General features: G+C 73.1%; 21 protein-coding genes. 10 read left to right on the top strand and 11 right to left on the bottom strand.

What is annotated here, in order from left to right; genetic code table 11:
- The first annotated feature begins 118 nt into the window (after positions 1 to 118).
- The gene (locus AC3ET3_RS29565) at positions 119 to 2,011 is read left to right on the top strand and encodes an MFS transporter (protein ID WP_435613196.1); all 1,893 of its coding nucleotides are present in this window, start codon (positions 119 to 121) and stop codon (positions 2,009 to 2,011) included.
- Between the two features lie 16 nt (positions 2,012 to 2,027).
- Here AC3ET3_RS29565 and AC3ET3_RS29560 read toward each other — a convergent pair whose 3' ends face one another.
- Positions 2,028 to 2,942, bottom strand: a complete 915-nt coding sequence (locus AC3ET3_RS29560) for a hypothetical protein (protein WP_432156343.1) — start codon at positions 2,940 to 2,942, stop codon at positions 2,028 to 2,030.
- Positions 2,943 to 3,017: 75 nt separating this feature from the next.
- Between AC3ET3_RS29560 and AC3ET3_RS29555 the strand changes: the two genes are divergently transcribed.
- A complete protein-coding gene (locus tag AC3ET3_RS29555; protein WP_432156344.1) occupies positions 3,018 to 3,809 on the top strand; it encodes an SDR family oxidoreductase in 792 nt (263 codons plus the stop codon).
- A gap of 63 nt (positions 3,810 to 3,872) precedes the next feature.
- On the opposite strand, the gene AC3ET3_RS29550 is transcribed toward AC3ET3_RS29555, so the two are convergent.
- Complete coding sequence (locus AC3ET3_RS29550; RefSeq protein WP_435613195.1) at positions 3,873 to 4,568, bottom strand: ABC transporter ATP-binding protein; 696 nt, start codon at positions 4,566 to 4,568, stop codon at positions 3,873 to 3,875.
- A 78-nt stretch (positions 4,569 to 4,646) separates the two neighbouring features.
- Positions 4,647 to 5,732, bottom strand: coding sequence for an ABC transporter permease (locus AC3ET3_RS29545; RefSeq protein ID WP_435613194.1), 1,086 nt, complete (start codon positions 5,730 to 5,732; stop codon positions 4,647 to 4,649).
- Positions 5,733 to 5,937: 205 nt separating this feature from the next.
- On the opposite strand from AC3ET3_RS29545, the gene AC3ET3_RS29540 reads away from it, so the two are divergent.
- Positions 5,938 to 7,293: a sensor histidine kinase gene (locus AC3ET3_RS29540; protein WP_435613193.1), complete on the top strand. Its 1,356-nt coding sequence runs from the start codon at positions 5,938 to 5,940 to the stop codon at positions 7,291 to 7,293.
- A complete protein-coding gene (locus AC3ET3_RS29535; protein ID WP_435613192.1) occupies positions 7,290 to 7,928 on the top strand; it encodes a response regulator in 639 nt (212 codons plus the stop codon). The genes AC3ET3_RS29540 and AC3ET3_RS29535 overlap by 4 nt, the downstream gene beginning before the upstream one ends.
- Positions 7,929 to 8,060: 132 nt before the next feature.
- Here the strand turns inward: AC3ET3_RS29535 and AC3ET3_RS29530 are convergent, their stop codons facing one another.
- From AC3ET3_RS29530 to AC3ET3_RS29510, 5 genes are all read right to left on the bottom strand, one after another.
- The gene (locus AC3ET3_RS29530; RefSeq protein WP_435613191.1) at positions 8,061 to 9,176 is read right to left on the bottom strand and encodes an ADP-ribosylglycohydrolase family protein; all 1,116 of its coding nucleotides are present in this window, start codon (positions 9,174 to 9,176) and stop codon (positions 8,061 to 8,063) included.
- A gap of 139 nt (positions 9,177 to 9,315) precedes the next feature.
- A complete protein-coding gene (locus tag AC3ET3_RS29525; protein WP_432139593.1) occupies positions 9,316 to 9,576 on the bottom strand; it encodes a hypothetical protein in 261 nt (86 codons plus the stop codon).
- Positions 9,573 to 9,920, bottom strand: coding sequence for a hypothetical protein (locus AC3ET3_RS29520; RefSeq protein WP_432139592.1), 348 nt, complete (start codon positions 9,918 to 9,920; stop codon positions 9,573 to 9,575). The genes AC3ET3_RS29525 and AC3ET3_RS29520 overlap by 4 nt, the downstream gene beginning before the upstream one ends.
- Before the next feature lie 98 nt (positions 9,921 to 10,018).
- Positions 10,019 to 11,041 carry a helix-turn-helix domain-containing protein gene (locus AC3ET3_RS29515; protein WP_435613190.1) on the bottom strand — a complete coding sequence of 341 codons (1,023 nt, stop codon included), beginning with the start codon at positions 11,039 to 11,041 and terminating at the stop codon, positions 10,019 to 10,021.
- A gap of 233 nt (positions 11,042 to 11,274) precedes the next feature.
- Positions 11,275 to 11,709, bottom strand: a complete 435-nt coding sequence (locus AC3ET3_RS29510; protein ID WP_435613189.1) for an ATP-binding protein — start codon at positions 11,707 to 11,709, stop codon at positions 11,275 to 11,277.
- 124 nt (positions 11,710 to 11,833) lie between these two features.
- Between AC3ET3_RS29510 and AC3ET3_RS29505 the strand changes: the two genes are divergently transcribed.
- From AC3ET3_RS29505 to AC3ET3_RS29495, 3 genes are read left to right on the top strand one after another with little or no spacing between them, the layout of a single operon-like run.
- Positions 11,834 to 12,646, top strand: coding sequence for a helix-turn-helix domain-containing protein (locus AC3ET3_RS29505; protein ID WP_435613210.1), 813 nt, complete (start codon positions 11,834 to 11,836; stop codon positions 12,644 to 12,646).
- On the top strand, positions 12,643 to 12,846 hold the full coding sequence (locus tag AC3ET3_RS29500) for a DUF397 domain-containing protein (protein ID WP_435613188.1): 204 nt from the start codon (positions 12,643 to 12,645) through the stop codon (positions 12,844 to 12,846). Before AC3ET3_RS29505 ends, AC3ET3_RS29500 begins: the two co-directional genes overlap by 4 nt.
- A complete protein-coding gene (locus AC3ET3_RS29495; protein ID WP_432139587.1) occupies positions 12,843 to 13,118 on the top strand; it encodes a hypothetical protein in 276 nt (91 codons plus the stop codon). Before AC3ET3_RS29500 ends, AC3ET3_RS29495 begins: the two co-directional genes overlap by 4 nt.
- A gap of 10 nt (positions 13,119 to 13,128) precedes the next feature.
- On the opposite strand, the gene AC3ET3_RS29490 is transcribed toward AC3ET3_RS29495, so the two are convergent.
- A complete protein-coding gene (locus tag AC3ET3_RS29490; RefSeq protein ID WP_432139586.1) occupies positions 13,129 to 13,443 on the bottom strand; it encodes a DUF6191 domain-containing protein in 315 nt (104 codons plus the stop codon).
- Between the two features lie 122 nt (positions 13,444 to 13,565).
- Here AC3ET3_RS29490 and AC3ET3_RS29485 point away from each other — a divergent pair, with 122 nt between their 5' ends.
- Positions 13,566 to 14,786: an NAD(P)/FAD-dependent oxidoreductase gene (locus AC3ET3_RS29485; RefSeq protein WP_432139585.1), complete on the top strand. Its 1,221-nt coding sequence runs from the start codon at positions 13,566 to 13,568 to the stop codon at positions 14,784 to 14,786.
- Between the two features lie 10 nt (positions 14,787 to 14,796).
- Positions 14,797 to 15,750, top strand: coding sequence for a sigma-70 family RNA polymerase sigma factor (locus AC3ET3_RS29480; RefSeq protein WP_435613187.1), 954 nt, complete (start codon positions 14,797 to 14,799; stop codon positions 15,748 to 15,750).
- A 156-nt stretch (positions 15,751 to 15,906) separates the two neighbouring features.
- Here AC3ET3_RS29480 and AC3ET3_RS29475 read toward each other — a convergent pair whose 3' ends face one another.
- Positions 15,907 to 16,032 carry a hypothetical protein gene (locus AC3ET3_RS29475; protein ID WP_435613186.1) on the bottom strand — a complete coding sequence of 42 codons (126 nt, stop codon included), beginning with the start codon at positions 16,030 to 16,032 and terminating at the stop codon, positions 15,907 to 15,909.
- A gap of 155 nt (positions 16,033 to 16,187) precedes the next feature.
- Here AC3ET3_RS29475 and AC3ET3_RS29470 point away from each other — a divergent pair, with 155 nt between their 5' ends.
- Positions 16,188 to 16,691 (top strand): DUF2165 domain-containing protein, encoded by a 504-nt coding sequence (locus AC3ET3_RS29470; RefSeq protein ID WP_432139582.1) that lies wholly within the window; start codon positions 16,188 to 16,190, stop codon positions 16,689 to 16,691.
- Here AC3ET3_RS29470 and AC3ET3_RS29465 read toward each other — a convergent pair.
- The gene (locus AC3ET3_RS29465) at positions 16,675 to 17,250 is read right to left on the bottom strand and encodes a hypothetical protein (protein WP_432139581.1); all 576 of its coding nucleotides are present in this window, start codon (positions 17,248 to 17,250) and stop codon (positions 16,675 to 16,677) included. The genes AC3ET3_RS29470 and AC3ET3_RS29465 overlap by 17 nt on opposite strands.
- Positions 17,251 to 17,423: the final 173 nt, after the last annotated feature.

Here is a 17,423-nt window from a genome sequence, read left to right as displayed (position 1 = left end):
CCCGGCGGGGTGCGTGCTACTTTCACGAAACGGGACAGGTCGCTTACCCGGCGGCCGTGACGCGGAAACCGACAGGTTCTTCCGACATCAGAAGACGGGACACGGGGAGTGCCTACAGGTGACCACTGCGGAGCCGACACGGGCCGACGACGACACCGGTACGGGCCAGGACACCACCGGCCCGCGAATACAGCTGCCCCCGGCCGAGGCGGCCGGCGGCTCCGGCACGGCTGAGCCGGCCGGCAGGGGCCGGCTCTGGACGAGACGCCTCGGCCCGCTGGTCCGGCGCCACCCCGTCCTGTCCATGACGGCCCTGTCCGGAATCCTGCACGTCGTCTGGTTCTTCACCTTCGCGAACAGCGGCGGCGATCTGGCGGCGCAGGACGCGTGGGCGGAGTTCGTCGGCCGCCACCCGGCCTCGGCGTACAACCTCGCCTGGTACGGCGGCATGCACCCGGTCTCGTACAGCGTGGTCTCGCCGTACCTGATGTCGGTCCTCGGCGTCCGTACGACGATGATGATCGCCGGGACGGTCTCCGCGGGCCTGCTGACGCTGATCCTGCTGCGCTGCCGACCGGTCAAGGACCCCCTGTGGCCGGCGCTGGCCGGTGTCTTCGCGCTGCTGTGCAACGCGGCGAGCGGGCGGGTGACGTTCGGCCTGGGCATGATGTTCGCGCTCGGCGCGGTCGCCGTCGTGTTCTGCTGGCCGCACCGCTGGCGCTACAAGCGCTGGGCGAAGGGGCTGTGTGCGGCGCCGCTGGCCGCGCTCGCCACCATGGGCTCGCCGGTCGCCGGCCTGTTCGTGGGGCTGGTCGCCGTCGCGCTGTTCCTGCAGCGGCGGCTGCCGGGCGCCTGGGCGCTGGGGATCGCGCCGTCCGCGGTCGTCGCCGTGTCCGCCCTGGCGTTCCCGTTCTCCGGCACCCAGCCGATGGCGTTCGGCTCGGCCGTCCTGCCCCTGGTCTACTCGGGGATCGTCTACGCCGTCGTGCCGCACGACTGGAAGACCGTGCGGATCACGTCGGCCGTGTACGGGCTCGGTGTGCTGCTGGTGTGGCTGATCAGTTCGCAGATCGGGTCGAACATCACCCGTCTGTCGATGCTGTTCGCAGGTGTGGTGCTGGCGTGCGCCCTGCCGTTCGCGGTGCCGCGCACCTTCAAGTGGTACGTGATCGCGCTGGCGACCGCCGGATTCGTGGTGTGGATCGGCGTGAAGTCGGTCGACGACGTGGTGCGCACCACCCCGCGGGCGGCGTGGGCGCGGGAGCTGGCGCCGCTGGTCGACCAGTTGCAGACCGTCGGCGCCGAGCGGGGCCGCGTCGAGGTGGTCCCGGCCCGCTCGCACCGGGAGGCGTCGGCCCTGCAGTCGTACGTCAACCTGGCGCGCGGCTGGAACCGCCAGGCCGACATCAAGCGCAACCCGCTCTTCTACGACGACACCCTGAACTCGGCGAACTACCACGAGTGGCTCAAGCGCTGGTCCGTGCGGTACGTGGTGCTGCCGAAGGACGCGCCGGACGGTGACGGCGGCGAGCGGGAGCGGCAGCTGCTGCAGCGCGGGCTGCCGTACCTGCAGCAGATCTGGGGCGACGCCAACTGGCAGTTGTTCCAGGTGATCGACCCGACGCCGCTGGCCGAGCCGGACGCGGAGGTGCTCATCGCCGACCAGGAGGAGTGGACGATCGAGGTGAAGTCGCCGGGTCCGGTGCTGGTGCGGATGCCGTACTCGCCCTGGCTGAGCATCGTCGGACCGGACGGCAAGCGCCTGAAGCCGCCGCAGGAGACCGAGGCGTCCAAGGACCGCGCCGAGGGCGAGCCGAAGACGTACGAGAACGTCCACGGCTGCCTGATGGAGGCGGAGGAGAACGCCGACGGCGACAAGTGGACGATGCTGCTGGCCCCGAAGCCCGGCACGTACCGGCTGGGCGCCCCCTACGGGCTGCCGCGCGGCACCCCGTGCCCGGACGAGCTGAAGGAGCAGGCTCAGGCGTCGTCACCGTCGCCGTCGCCCTGACCGTCCGTGCCCCGGGTCAGCGCAGCCGGTCGACGTAGCGGTCGGTGCCGGGGACGGTCGGGATGAACGGGGCCACCAGCTCGACCCGGCCGAGCCCCGACTCCGCCACCCGCTCGTCGAGCCCGGTGAAGTGCTCGCCCCAGCACCGCGCCGGGTCCGCCTCCAGGAACCACAGCAGGGTCAGCCGGGTGTCGACGCCCTCGACCTGCTTGACGTAGCTCATGCGGTCCAGCGGCAACGGGGTCGGCCGGAACACGGTGACCAGCGCGGCCGGGGACCCGGCGAGCAGCTTCGGCAGGTGGCGGGCGCGCAGCCACTCCAGCAGCTCGGCGCGCGCCGCGGGGGACGGCGCGTCCACCACTTCGAGGACCAGCCCGGCGTACGGGTGGTCCAGCGCGTGGAAGTCCCGCGGCCCGGCCGCGCCGTCGCGGTACACGGTGACCTCGTGGTCCATGAAGGCCGTGAGGACGTGGGTGCGGTCCCGGTAGACGCGCGCGTCCCGGTTGAGGCGCCGGTTGACGGCGACCGTCCACCGCATGTGGTCGGCGTACCGGCCGGCCGTGATCCAGTACGTGGAGAGGTAGCAGCCGGCGGTGACCGGCTCGGCGACCGCCGACTTCTCCGGGTAGCGCAGCAGTTGCAGCTCGCGGGTGGCCACCCAGCGGCGGCCCGCGTACATCCAGGGCATGGCCATGGCGCCCGCGTAGTAGTGGTCGTCCTCGTACCAGCGGTTGTAGGCGTACTCGTGTCCCGGGTGCGGTTCGACCAGGGTGATCAGGGCGTGGCCGGGGCGGACGCCGTACGGTCCGACGGCGGCCAGTTCGGCGTAGACCTCACTGCGGGTGTCCTCATTGCCGGTGTCCTCACGGCGGGCGGCCTCCCTGCGGGTGTCCTCATCGCCGGTGTCCTCACGGCGGGTGTCCTCGCTCATGGCGTTCCCCTTTCCTGCCTCCGCCCCTACTCTGACGACCCGTCAGATATTGCGCCAGCCCCGGGGAGGCCCGTCATGTCAGCAGCTCCGCTCACCGGCCGGACCGTGGTCGTCTCGGGGGTCGGGGCGGGGCTCGGCCACCGGGTCGCCGCCGCCGTCGTGCGGGACGGCGGGAACGCCGTGCTGGGCGCGCGGACCGAGGCGCACCTCGCCCGCACCGCGGCCGCGATCGATCCGGGCGGGGAGCGCACGGCGTACCGGGCGACCGACATCACCGACGAGGCGCAGTGCGAGGCGCTGGCGGCGCTGGCGCTGGAGCGGTTCGGGGCGATCGACGCGGTGGTCCACGTGGCGGCGCTGGACACCTGCTTCGGCGGCCTGGAGGACGCCGACTTCGCGGTGTGGCAGCGGGTGGTGGACGTGAACCTGCTGGGCACGCTGCGGATGACGCGGGCGTGCCTGGCCGCGCTGAAGGAGCGCGGCGGGGCGGTGGTGTTCATCGGCACCCAGTCGGCCGTGGCCGCGCCGACGCAGGTGCGCCAGACCGCGTACGCGGCGTCCAAGGGCGCTCTGACCAGTGCGATGTACTCGCTGGCGCGGGAGCTGGGACCGTACCGGATCCGCGTGAACTCGGTGCTGCCCGGCTGGATGTGGGGCCCGCCGGTGCGCGCGTACGTGCGGTCGGCGGCGCGCTCCGAGGGCGTACCGGAGGACGAGGTGCTGGCCCGCCTGACGGAGCGGATGGCCCTGCCGGAACCGGCGACCGACGGCGATGTGGCGGACGCGGCGGTGTTCCTGGCGTCGGAGCGGGCGCGGGCGATCACCGGGCAGTCGCTGCTGGTGAACGCGGGGGAGCTGATGCGGTGACCCGACCCCGCAGGGTGGGCAGCACGGTCACGGACTGACCCGCGTCCGTCGGCCCCGTACCGCCTACGCCACCGACGGGCGGGGCGAGGCCGGCACGCGCAGCCGCCCGTCGTGGACCTCGGCGATCCGGTCGACGGCCGTGAGGTGGGCGCGGTCGTGGGTGACCAGGACCGTGGCGGTGGCCCGCTGGTGGGTGAGGCGGGTGATCAGGTCCAGGACGGCGGCGCCGCGTTCGTGGTCGAGGGCGCTGGTGGGCTCGTCGACCAGGAGGACGGTCGGGTCGTTCATCAGGGCACGGGCGATGTTGACGCGCTGCCGCTGGCCGCCGGACAACTGGTGGGGACGGCGGCCGGCCCGGTCGGCGAGGCCGACGGCGTCGAGCAGTTCCATCGCCCGGGCGTGCGCCGTACGGGGCTTCCGGCCGTCGATCCGTGCCATGACCTGGAGCTGTTCGGCGGCGGTCAGGGAGGGCAGCAGGTTGGGCTGCTGGAAGACGATGCCGATCTTGTGGCGGCGCAGCGCGGTGAGTTCGCCGCGGCTCAGGCCGGTGGTGGGGGTGCCGTCGACGGTGACGGTGCCGGAGTCGGGGGTGATCAGGGTGGCGGCGACGGCGAGGAGGCTGGACTTGCCGGAGCCGGACGGGCCCACCACGGCGGTCAGGCTGCCGCGCGGCACGTCGAGGGTGACGCGGTCGAGTGCGGTCAGCCGGCCGTCGCCGTCGGGGTAGGTGAGGGTGACGTCGGTCAGGTTCAGGCTCATCGGGCGCTCCGCGGGGTGGTCTCGGTCAGGTACGGGCTCATCGGGCACCGGCCGGGTTGTCGTCGGTCCGGCGCGGGCTCATCGGACGCTCCCCAGGGCGGTCAGCGGGTCGACGGAGGTGATGCGGCGGATGGACAGCGCGGCCCCCAGCACACCCAGCAGGACGATCACGACGGCCGGAACCAGGACGGTGCCCGGCGTCAGCAGGAACGGCACGCTGTCGGACACCACCGCGCCGACCGTGACGGCGAGGCCGGTGCCGAGCAGGGTGCCGCCGGCGAGCAGGACGACGGCCTGTCCGAGGGCGTCCTTCAGGAGGCTCGCGGTGGACGCCCCGAGCGCCTTGAGGACGGCGACGTCACCGCTGCGCTGAATCGTCCAGACCGTGAAGAAGGCTCCGATGACGAGGGCCGAGATGGCGAACAGGAAGCCGCGCATCAGCTGGAGCGAGCCGTTCTCGGAGGTGTAGGAGCCGATCGCGGACAGCGAGTCCCCGACGGACACCGTGCGGGTGCCGACAAGGCGGTCCGTGGCGGCCACGTCGGCGCCCGCCGTGGTGTCCAGGGCGATGACGGTGGCCCGAAGGCCGGTCGTGCCACCGGCGGGCGGCGCGATCCGCTGCCAGGTGTCCAGGCCGGTCCAGATCACCGGGGTGTGGCTGAAGTGGGCGTCGCCCGCCACAGCTGCCACCGTGAGCCGCAGCCCCGCCAGGGTCAGTGCGTCACCGGCCCGCACGCCGAGGTCGTCGGCGGCCGCGGTGGACAGCACCACCGCGCCGCCCCCGATCCGGTCGGCCTCCGGCGCGAGCCGGGAGCCGGACTCGACGCCGAACGCCGAGACCCCGGCGCTCCGCTCCCCCGCCGTGGCCTTCGTGGTGGTGATCCCCAGCGGCTCCGCGCTCTCGACGCCGGGCGCCGCGGACCACTGCCGCCACTGCCGCTCGGTGACGGAGGAGTTGGCGTACGACAGGTCCTGACCGCCGCCGGGCGCCTGGAAGGCGATCCGGTCGGCGGGCAGGCCCGTGATCGCGGAGATGTTCTGCCGGCCCAGCCCGGCGGTCAGCCCGGACAGCAGCCCGACCAGCAGGGTGATCAACACGATGACGGTCCCCATCAGGGCGAAGCGCCCCTTGGCGAACTTCAGGTCTCTCCAGGCGACGAACACGGCCTCGGCCTGTCCTTTCCAGCGGTGGCGGCGGTGACGACTACGGCGGTAGCGGCAATGGCAGTGGTACGACTCCACGGTCGCCGTCGGCCCCCCGTGCGCGCGCCTGGCTCAGGACCGCACTTCACGGGCCGTAAGGCGGCACCCGGGTTGCATCTTTCGATGGAGGCCCCGAAGCGCCGGTGTCCGTAACCTGGGACACACCGTGAACACCGCCGTCCCCACCCCCACCCCCGCCCCGACCCCGACCACCCGGGTCCTGGCCTGGTGCCTGCACCTGCTGGTCATCGGCCTGCTCGCGCTGGCCGCCGGCCGGGCCGTCGCCGACGGACGGCCCCACGCCGGAGCGGTCGTCGCCGCAGCGGCGGTGTGCGGTCTGGTGTACGCGGTCGGACCCCTGCTGCCGCGGGTGCGCGGCTCGCGGCGGGCCGCCGCGCTGTGGCTGGCCGCCGTGGCCGTCTGCTGGCTGGTGCTGCTCGTCCTGACGCCCGACGCCGTGTGGGTGGCCTTCCCGCTCTACTTCCTGCAACTGCACCTGCTGCCCGGCCGCGCCGGCCTCGCCGCCGTGGCCGCCACTGCCGCCGCGGCCGTCGCGGGCTTCGCCGCCCACCAGCACTCCTTCAGCCCCGCCATGGCCATCGGCCCGGCGCTGGGCGCCGCCGTGGCGGTCGCCGTGGTGTGGGGCTACCAGGCGCTGTACCGGGAGAGCGAGAACCGCCGCAGGCTGATCGAGGAACTCACCGCGACCCGCGCCGACCTGGCCGCCGCCCAGCACACCGCCGGGGTGCTCGCCGAACGCGACCGCCTGGCCCGCGAGATCCACGACACCCTCGCCCAGGGCCTGTCCAGCATCCAGCTCCTGCTGCGCGCCGCCGAACGGTCGCTGCCCGACACCCCGCAGAACGCGGCCCGCTACGTCGACCAGGCCCGGCAGGCCGCCGTCGACAACCTCGCCGAGGCCCGGCGCTTCGTCGCCGCCCTCACCCCGCCCACCCTGGAGGGCACCACCCTGGCCGGCGCCCTGGAGCGCCTGTGCGCCACCACCTCCGCCCGGCACCCGCTCACCGCGCGCCTCCACCTCACCGGCGACCCCGACCCGCTCACCACCGCACACGAGGTCGCGCTGCTGCGCATCGCCCAGTCCGCCCTCGCCAACACCGTCCGCCACGCCGAGGCCGGCACCGCCGACGTCACCCTCGGCCGGCTCGGCGACCACGTCACCCTCGACATCGTCGACGACGGACGCGGCTTCGACCCCGACACGCTGCCCGCCCCCGACCCCGAGACCGGCGGCTTCGGCCTGGCCGCGATGCGGGCCCGCGCCCAGGCCCTCGGCGGCACCCTCACCGTCGTGTCCGCCCCCGGCCGGGGCACCGCCCTGTCGGTACGGCTGCCCCTGACCGCGTCGGCCGACGGCACCGCCGGTACGGGTCCCGAGCCCGGCCGCGAAGTTCGCGAGCCCGGCCCCGAAGTTCGCGAGCCCCGCCACGGAGTCCGCGAGTCCGGCCCCGCGCCCGCCCCTGACACGCACCCCGAGACACACCCCGAGGCCCGCCCGTGACCGACGACTCCCCCATCCGCCTGCTCCTGGCCGACGATCACCCCGTCGTACGAGCGGGGCTGCGCGCCGTGCTGGAGACCGAGCCCGGCCTGGTCGTGCGGGCCGAGGCCGCCACCGCCGAGGAGGCCGTCGCCCGCGCCGCCGAGGGCGACATCGACGTCGTGCTGATGGACCTCCAGTTCGGCAAGGGCATGGGCGGCGCCGAGGCCACCGCCCGGATCACCGCCCGCCCGGGAGCACCCCGGGTGCTGATCGTGACCACCTACGACTCCGACGCCGACACCCTGCCCGCCATCGAGGCCGGCGCCACCGGCTACCTCCTCAAGGACGCCCCGCCCGAGGACCTGGCCGCCGCCGTCCGCACCGCGGCCGCCGGACGCACCACCCTGGCACCGACCGTCGCCGACCGGCTGATGAACCGGCTGCGCACCCCCGGCACCGCGCTGACCCGCCGCGAGACCGAGGTCCTCGCCCTGGTCGCCAACGGCCTCTCCAACCAGGCCGTCGCCGCCCGCCTCCACCTGACCGAGGGCACGGTCAAGTCCCATCTCGCCCGCATCTACACGAAGCTCGACGTCGACTCCCGCACCGCCGCCGTCGCCACCGCCACCGACCTGGGGCTCATCCGCCGCTGAGCGGGCGCCGGGACGCCGCTGAGCCGTGCGCCCGGACGCCGCCGGCCGGGGCGCGGGACAGCGGTGACCGGGGCGCGGGACGGCGGTGACCGGGGCGCGGGACGGCGGTGGCTCGGGATCGATTCCTTCCCGTCACGCCCTCGGGTAGCGCGACAGCCAGCCCGGAGAGGCGCCCGCCGGGTTGTGCAGGGCCGGGCCCTGGGTCATCTCCATGGCGAAGTCGTCGGCGAGTTCGAGGATCGTCGGCCGGCCCTCCAGCTCGACCAGCCAGCCCGGCGGCAGGGCGGTCTCCCCGTGCAGGGCGCCGAGCAGCCCGCCGGTCAGCACCCCGGTGGCGGCGGACGGGCCGCCGTGGTTGACGGCGAGCCGCAGCCCGTGCCGTACGTCCTCCGCGACCAGCGCGCAGTACACGGCGGCGCCCAGCACCTGCGCCGACTCCCCGCCCCCGCCCAGCTCCTCGACCACCGCCGGCCCCGGCATGCCCTGCCGTACGGCGCCCAGCGCCAGCCGCAGCGCGTCGCTCACGGGGTCGTGCCCCACCCGCGCCGCCAGCAAGGCCAGCGCCCGCTGCACGGCGCCCTCCAGAGCCTCGCCGCGCAGGAGGGCGTGCACGACGGCGGCATAACCGCCCGCCGCGAGACAGGCGGTCGGATGCCCGTGGGTCTGGGCCGCGCACTCCACCGCGAGCTGTACGACCAGTTGCGGCTCCCACCCCACCAGCAGCCCGAACGGCGCCGACCGCGCCACCGCCTCCGGCCCGGCGGCGTCCGGGTTCTTCGGCGCCTCCAGCGTCCCCATCCGCTGGTCGCCCAGCCCCATCAGCAGGGCCCGGGTCGGATCGCGCCGCGCGTACAGCCACTCCTCCCGGGCCAGCCACCCGTCCTCCGCGCGCCGCTCGTCCGGCCCCCAGTCCCGCTGGGTCGTCGCCCACCGCAGATACGCCCGGTGCAGATCGGTAGGCGGGTGCCAGGCCCCCGTGTCCCGTCGCACCTGCGCCCGGATCAGCCCGTCGACGCTGAACAGCGCCAACTGCGTGAGGTGGGTGACGGCTCCGCGCCGCCCGTAGGCGGCCACCAGGTCCACCACCCCGTCCGGGCCGCACGCCTCCCGGATCTCGTCCCCCGTCATCCGGTCGACCGGTGCCCCCAGCGCGTCCCCGACCGCCGCCCCGAGCAACGTCCCCCGCACCCGGCTGCGGAAGTCCTGCTGCTCGGCACGCCCCCAGACCACGCCGGCCGTCGCGCCCACCCCGGAACCTCCCCACCCGTCACCCGTGCGTGTCAGGACAGTTCAGCACTGTATTCGAACGGAGACGGTCGGTTCACGGTCGGTTCGGGGAGAGAAACGGTGTGTGAGGTGTGGGAAAAGCGCTCTCAGATGTCGCTTTTCAGCCGTACCAGGTCACATTGCAGATGTAGACGCACTCATGACGCGGCACGGACAGGAAGCTGACGAACCCACGTCCGCCCAGGATGTCGAACTCGCGCAGGCCGCCTTCGCGGTCGATCGGTCTACCGACCTTCACGGAGTCATGGCCCAACGCGGCCAGTTCGTGCGCGATCCGCTCCACTTCGGCCACCACCCCGAGCGGCAATCCGTCGGTCACGTACTCCGCGCTCGGGTTGTAGTCCCAGGCCCAGTCCGTCACAACCCGGCCTCCGCCTCTGCGGTCTCCCGGATCGCCCGAATCTCGGCAATGGCCTCGGCCGGATCCTGATCACCCACGTCCACCAGACGCTCCAGCTCATGCAGCCGCGCGGCGCGTTCCGGGTACCGTTCGATGGCCACGAACACGGCCCATGAGTGAACGAAGGCCCGCAGCGGCGCGAAGCTCTGCGTCTGCTGCGCGTTCGTCGTCGCCTCGAAGAGGTGCTGGGTGAGAGCCGGAATCCGGCTCGGTGCGATCCGCGCGACTGCCGCGCGCAAAGCGTCCGGCGTGAGTTCGGGCATGGGAATCAGCGGTCCGTACGGGCCGTCGGTCTGGGCACTCACAATGACCTCCGGTGCGGGTGGCTCAGCATTCGTACGGTACCGGTGCGGCGCGCGGTGCGACGGTGACGCGACGCTCATCCGAAGGCTCGCCCCGGGGCTCATGCCGCCGCCCGCTTCTCGCGGCACTCGCGGCAGTAGTGGCCGGGGGTCGGGAAGCGGAAGGCGCGTTCGCAGCCGTCGCAGTTCTGGAGGGGTGCCGGGCGGAGTGGTGCGGCCTCGGTCGAGGCCGGCCGGGGCGGTGGCGGGGCGGGGAGGTGGGGTGGCAGGTGGGCGGCGAGGCGGTGGGCCAGGAAGGCGGCCGGGTAGTTGATCGGGTCCTCCGGCAGCCCGCTGGTGAGACTGCGGACCACGGCGGTCGGCGGCACCCCCCGGTCCAGCCACTCGGTGACGGCCGGGGCCAGCCGGTGGACGTCGCGCTCGGTCAGCAGCAGGCGGGGGTCGTGGGCGCGCAGGCCGGCGAGGAGGTCGGCTGCGGTGGAGGACGGCCGCGGGGCGGGCAGGGGGGAGAGCGCGGGCGTGCGGGAGACAGCGGGCGTGCGCCTCGGCCCCTCCGCGGGCTCGCCGTCCCTCGACCCGTCACCCTCACGCTCATCACGCACCCGCTGGTCACGCGTCGGCCCGTCACGCCTCGCCTCGATGCCCGTCGGCTCGTCGGGCATCGGCTGGTCGCGCGGCGGCTCGGTGCCCGTCGGCTCGTCACGCCTCGGCTGGTCGCGCGGCGGCTCGATGCGCGTCAGGTCGTCACGCCTCGGCTGGTCGCGCGGCGGCTTGTTGTACGAGGTCGTCCGGGTCGTCACTCGGCCCGATAGAAGACGCTCCTTGGTGCGTGCGAGGTACCCGTGCTCCTCCAGCTCGCGCAGCGCGGCGGCGATCCGGATCTCCCCCTCGGTGAACTTCCCCGCGAGCGTCTTGATGCCGATCGGCGCCCCAGCGGGCAGCGACTGGATGTGCACCGCCAGCCCGATCGCCGTCAGCGACAGGTCCGGGTGCTGGGCGAGGTGATTGCCGACGACGGTGAAGTTGTCGTGGTGCGGCTCGTTGACGTGGATGACCCCGGAGTGGGAATGCGGGGCGTTCGCCTTCTTCGCACGCTTCCGCGCGCTAGGGTTCTGGTCAGTCATCGGGAAGTTGATGCCTTCCTCGGTGATCAGGCCCTCGCACTGGGATGGCAGTCCCGGCGGGGGCCGATGCATGTGTGGACATGGGCCGTTGCCGCAGACGCTGCCCCACAACTCCCCCGCCGCGCCAGTTGCATTGGGCATATTCACCCGGGCGGGTGACCGGCGGGGGCGGTGGGGGTGGGTCCGGTACTTTCCCCCAGTTCTTTGGTCTTTTGGCGTCGCGCGCCACCGGGTCACGCGTCGCCGCGACCCGGTACGAGTTCCGCCCAGACGATCTTGGCGCCCGCCGGCGCCTTCTCCACGCCCCACCGTTCCGCGTACGCCGCCACGATGCGCAGCCCGCGCCCCGACTCCGCGTACGCGGCCACCGGGTCCGGGATTCGCGGGACCCGGTCACCCCGGGGGTCGGTGACCTCGACACGGAGGGTGCCGTCCGCGAACCGCATCAGCCGCAGCCGGAAGTCCCGCCCCCTCACCCGTCCGTGCAGCACGGCGTTGGCCACGAGTTCGGCGACGACGTGCGCCGCGGCCTCGGACTTCACACCCCACGCGGCCAGTTCCCGTTCGGCGAGCAGCCGGGAAACTCGCACACTCCTCCGAGAAGCGCACAACTGCGCCGTGAAGAGGTCCATGGTACGGGTGACCCGGGGCTGGAGATCTTGGCTCATGCCGCTCAGCCTGGCGGCCCGCTCCCTACGGTGAACAGCCACGACCCCGACACAGAGCGTGACTGTACGGTCGCGCGTCAGGGCCATACGACTCGTGCAACTCGCACACCGGGAGGGGCAGGACGTGGAGGACGAAGAGGCGGCGGCCGTGCTCAGGGCGGTCGGCCGGCAGATCAAGATGTGGCGGGAAGCCGCGGGGATGAAGCAGTCGGAACTCGGCGCGGCCATCGGCTACAGCGAGGAGATGGTCTCCGCGGTGGAGCGCGCCCGGCGCATCCCCAAGCCCGACTTCCTCGACAAGACCGACGAGGTGCTCGGCGCCGACGGCAAGATCTCCGCGATGACGGAGGACGTGGAACGGGCCCGCTACCCGAAGAAGGTCCGGGACCTGGCCAAGCTGGAGGACGAGGCGGTGGAGTTGGGGGCGTACGCCGCACTCCACATCCACGGGCTGCTGCAGACGCGGGAGTACGCGCAGGCGCTGTACGAGATGCGGCGGCCCGCGTACACCGAGGAGGAGATCGAACGCCACGTCGCCGCCCGCATGGCGAGGAAGGCGGTGTTCGAGCGGGTGCCTCGGGCGCAGATCACTTTTGTCCAGGAAGAGGTGACACTCCGGCGCCCCCTCGGGGGCAGAATGGTGTTGCGTCGGCAGCTCGAACACCTGCTTGAGGTCAGCGAGTTGCGGCACGTGTCGATCCAGGTGATGCCGACGGACCGGGAGGACCACGCGGGCGTGATGGGATCCATCCGGCTGCTGAAACTCCGCGACGGCAAGATCCTCGGGCACTCGGAAGGCCAGCTGTACGACCGAGTGGTCAGCGACCCCCGGGAGGTCCAGATCCTCGACATGCGCTATGGAATGATCCGGTCGCAGGCACTCTCACCAGGGGAGTCCGTGACCTTCATCGAGAAACTGCTGGGAGAGGAAACATGACCTCCACGCTGGTGTGGATCAAGAGCAGCTACAGCGGCAACGACGGCCCTGATTGCGTCGAGGTCGCCATATCCCCCGCCCGCACCACCCCCACCATCCACGTCCGCGACTCCAAGAAAACCGACGGCCCCCGCCTCACCTTCACCGACACCCCCTGGCAGGACTTCCTCGGCTTCGCCCGCCGCCACCGCGCCCGATGACCTGGACCGAGGACGAGTACGTCCGCTACCTGGCCGGTGAGCGGCGCCGCTACGCCTGGGTGATGCAGCGGTACGGGGGCATGACGCCTACCAGAGCCGGTGAAGCCGCGATGGAGATGTACCCGTACGAGCCGTGCGACGCCCCCTACCGCGGGCTCGCCTTCCACGACGAGGCCTGGCACTGGGCGATGTCGGGGCTCTTCGGAGACCGGTACATAGTGGAGCGGCCGGAGTTGGCCAACCCGCCGGCCGAGTACGAGGCCCTTGGCTGACACCGCGAGGCTACGGGCGGGGCAGCCGCACGACCGCCGTTCCCTGGCCAAGGTCCACCGTCGTCCTGTGGCGCGGCGCGCCGTCGTCCTCGTCGTCGCGCAGGACGAGGGACGACTGCCGCTCCTTCAACTCGTGCTGCTTGCCCGGCGAGAGAGCCGCGTGCAGTTGCTCGAACCCGGTCGCCGATATCTGCCCCTGCCGCACGCTGTTCCGCCACGGCAGCAGACCGGCCCGCCCCGCGCGCAACAGCAGTTGGTCGACGAAGGCCAGCAGGGTCAGCGCGATGACCAGGCCGGGCAGGGTCATGAAGACGGCGAACTCCACGCCCTCAGTATCCGCGCGAGAACGACGATCCCATGTGACGCACGTCACAGTCGATTCCTGTCAGCAATCAGGCCGCCGTCCCGCTCAAGACGCGGGACCAAGCCAACCGACAGGAGCAGCACATGAAGCACCGCATCGTCGTCCTCGGCGCCGGCTATGCCGGGGCCTATGTGGCCGGGAACCTGGCCCGTCGGCTGTCCCCCGCGGACACCGAGATCACCGTCGTCAACGCCGAGCCGGACTTCGTCCAGCGGCTGCGGCTGCACCAGCTCGCGGCCGGCCGGGAGATCGCGGCCCCGCGGCTCACCGACATCTTCGCCGGTACGGGGGTACGGGTACGCCTGGCCCGTGTCACCGCCGTCGACCCCGACCGGCAGGTCGTCGCCGTGGCCGACGCCGACGGCGGCGACGAGCTCGGCTACGACACGCTGTGCTACGCGCTCGGCAGCCGCGGCGCCGACCACACCGTGCCCGGCGCGGGCGAGCACGCCTTCGACGTCGCCGGCCGGCCTGCGGCCCTGCGTCTGCGCGAGCGCCTGGACGGCCTGACCACCGGGGGCGGGCGCGGGCGCGGAACCGTGCTGGTCGTCGGTGACGGGCTGACCGGCATCGAGACCGCCACCGAGATCGCCGAGTGCAGGCCCGGCCTGTCGGTGACGCTGGTCGCCCGCGGCGAGCTGGGGGCCCGCCTCTCCGCCGGGGCCCGAGGCCATCTGCGCAGGGCCTGCGACCGGCTGGGCGTCACCGTCCTGGAGCACACCGAGGTCGTGGCCGTCGAGGCGACACGGGTGCTGTGCGCCGACGGCACCGTCCTGGCGTCCGACGCGACCGTGTGGGCGGCCGGGTTCGCGGTCGGTCCCGTCGCCGCCGCCGGCGGGCTGGAGGTCACCGAGGACGGGCGGATCGTCGTCGACCGCACCATGCGGTCGGTCTCCCACCCGAACGTGTACGCCGTCGGTGACGCCGCCCGCGCCATCGGCGACAGCGGCCACCCCCTGCCGATGTCCTGCGCCACGGCCGGATACACCGGCAACCAGGCGATCGCCGCGATCGTCGGTCACCTGACCGGCCGCAAGGCCCCCCACACCAAGCTGGTCTACGTGGGCAACCACATCAGCCTCGGGCGGCGGGACGGCATCCTGCAGATGGTCGACGAGGAGGGGCGGGCGAAGCCGAAGTACCTGGGCGGCCGGGCGGCCGCGCGGATCAAGGCCCTCATCGTCAGGGGCTCGCTGTGGGGCACCTCGTATCCGACCTTCGGCATGCCCAGGCGCAGGCGCCGCCTGGCCGCCGTGCCGGTCGCGTCCGTCGGCGGCGCCGCCGCCCGGAGCGCGAGTCACTAGGGTGATCCACGTGGACAGCGCCGCCGCCGACCCCTTCGACACCAGCCGGTTCGAGGCCGGCCGCAACCGGCTGGCCTCCCTGGCGTACCGGCTGCTGGGCTCCGCCGCCGACGCCGAGGACGCGGTGCAGGACGCGTTCCTGCACTGGCAGGCCGCCGACCGGCAGCACATCAGGGTGCCGGAGGCCTGGCTGACCAAGGTCGTCACCAACCTGTGCCTCGACCGGCTCCGCTCGGCGCAGGCCCGCCGGGAACGCAGCGTCGGCGCCTGGCTGCCCGAACCGCTGCTCGACGGCGACCCGATGCTGGGCCCGGCCGACACCTTCGAGCAGCGCGAATCGGTCTCCCTGGCGGTGCTGACCCTCATGGAGCGGCTGTCGCCGGCGGAGCGGGCCGTCTACGTCCTGCGCGAGGTGTTCTCCCACAGCCACGGTGAGATCGCCGAGATCCTGGACATCACCGAGTCGGCGAGCCAGCAGCACCTGCACCGGGCCCGGCGCCGCATCACCGCCGCACGCCGCCGCGGGGGTGAGGTCGACCCCGCGTCCGCCCGCCGTATCGTCGAGGAGTTCCTCGCCGCCGCCTCCTCCGGGCGCACCGAGCGGCTGGTGGCGCTCCTCACCGACGACGCGACGGCGATCTCCGACGGCGCCGGCCTCGCCCGGAGGCTCCTGCGGTACGACACTCCGCAGCGCGTCGCCGCCGTCGCGCGGGCCGGCTTCAAACCCAGCGCCGCGAAACGGCGGTTCGCGGGCGGCACGCCGGCCATGCACTACGCGGTCCTCAACGGCAGCCCCGCCATCGTCACCGTGGTCGACGACCGGATCGTCGGCACCGTGACGTTCGACCTCGCCGACAACAAGATCGTGACGGTGCGCGGTATCGCCGCCCCCGACCACCTGACCCACCTCACCGAATCCTGGCGAAGCCACACGCCGGACGCGCCCCTCATCGCCGAGTGGTGACCCGACTCAGGCCAGGCCGTGGCAAGGTGGGTCAGCCGGCCCGCCGTGTTCCGCTTCAGCTCCTGGCTCGGCCGTGCCGTCGCGCCCCTGGGGGGGGGGACGGTCGACCCTCACGGCCGTGTTCGCGGCCGGCTGTACGCGTTCAGCCGGCCGGGGTCATCGGCGGTCTGCTTCGGGTTGTCGTGCAAGGTACCCGTGCTCCTCCAGTTCCCGCAGGGCGACGGCGATCTCGTTCTCGCTCTCGCTCTCGCTCTCGCTCTCGCTCTCGGGGAAGCCGGACACCGGTGGAAGCGCCCGCGGGCAACGACTGGACGCGCTCGAACCCGTCGTTGCCACCAGCGGCAACTGACATCTGCTGTACTCGCCTTCTCACCGGCGCCCGCCGATCTGGCCGGAACCGAGCGGGAGTTCGCGGTCGTGGCGGGAAGATACCCGCCATGACCACAACCCCCACGCGTCACACCGGCCTCGTGCTCGCCGCCGGTGTGCTCACCGGCGTCCTGGCTCTCTACATCGCGCTCGTCGCCTTCGGGAACATCACCGACTTCGGGACGAACCAGCAGTTCGTGCGGCATGTGCTGGCCATGGACACGACGTTCGAGGACGACGATCTGATGTGGCGGGCGATCACGAGCAAGGGGCTTCAGGACGCGGCGTACGTCGCGATCATCGTGTGGGAGACCGTGGCCGCGCTGGTGCTGATCGCGGGGACGTGGTTCTGGGGGCGGCGGGATCTGGCCAACGCCCGACGGCTGTCCACTTACGGCCTGCTGATGCTGATGCTGCTGTTCGGGGCCGGGTTCATCGCGATCGGCGGGGAGTGGTTCGCGATGTGGCAGTCCGGGGACTGGAACGGGCTGGACGCCGCGACCCGGGTGTTCCTGATCAGCGGGGTGACGCTGGTGGTGGTGCAGATGACGCCGGCTACTCCACGACCTTGACGCGGGTCTCTGTCGCCCCGAACTTCCACAGGGCGGTGCCGTCCTCCTTGCCGACGCGGATGCCGCCGGTGGGGGTGGTACCGGCGGGCGGCGGGGAGGAGCCGTCGACCGCGTTGGAGAAGGCGATGTTCACGCCGGACTGCACGGTGAAGTAGAGGATGTGCTCGATGGCGACGCCGTCGGAGCCGGTGGTGGACGCCTTGCGGACGGAGATCGTGTAGGTGCCGGGGGCGGGGTCGACCGTCCCCGGCCACACGGGGAAGGTGCGGCGGGCCTCGCCGTCGGCGTCGACGAGCCAGACGCGGTCCTGGGCGAGGGAGTAGACGACGCGGCGGCCGGTGCCGGATGCCTCGGGCAGTTCCGTCGGGGCGATGGCCGACGGGCTCGCGGACGGGGCCGGGGCCGCCGTCGGGGAGGCGGTCGGGCGGGTCGCCGCCGTGGCCTGGGGGTGGGCCCCCCGGTCGGCCTGGACCGCCAGGACCGCGACCGCGGCGACGGCACCGGTGGTCAGACCGGTGACCCAGACCCACGAGGGAAGCCGTCGGGCAGCCACGGGCACGCATCTCCTCAGTCTCCGGCCCCCGATGCCGGGGGCCGGATAATCGTACTCAGTCCGCGACCGGTCCAGGATCAGTCAGGGGCCGGTCCGGGGGTCGATCCGGGGTCAGTCCCGGGGTCGATCCGGAGCCGGCTCGGGGCCGGTCCGGGGCCGGTCCAGGGCCGGTCCGGGGG

The sequence above is a fragment of the Streptomyces sp. bgisy159 genome (assembly GCF_057707805.1).
This window is presented reverse-complemented; position numbering and strand designations above follow the sequence as displayed.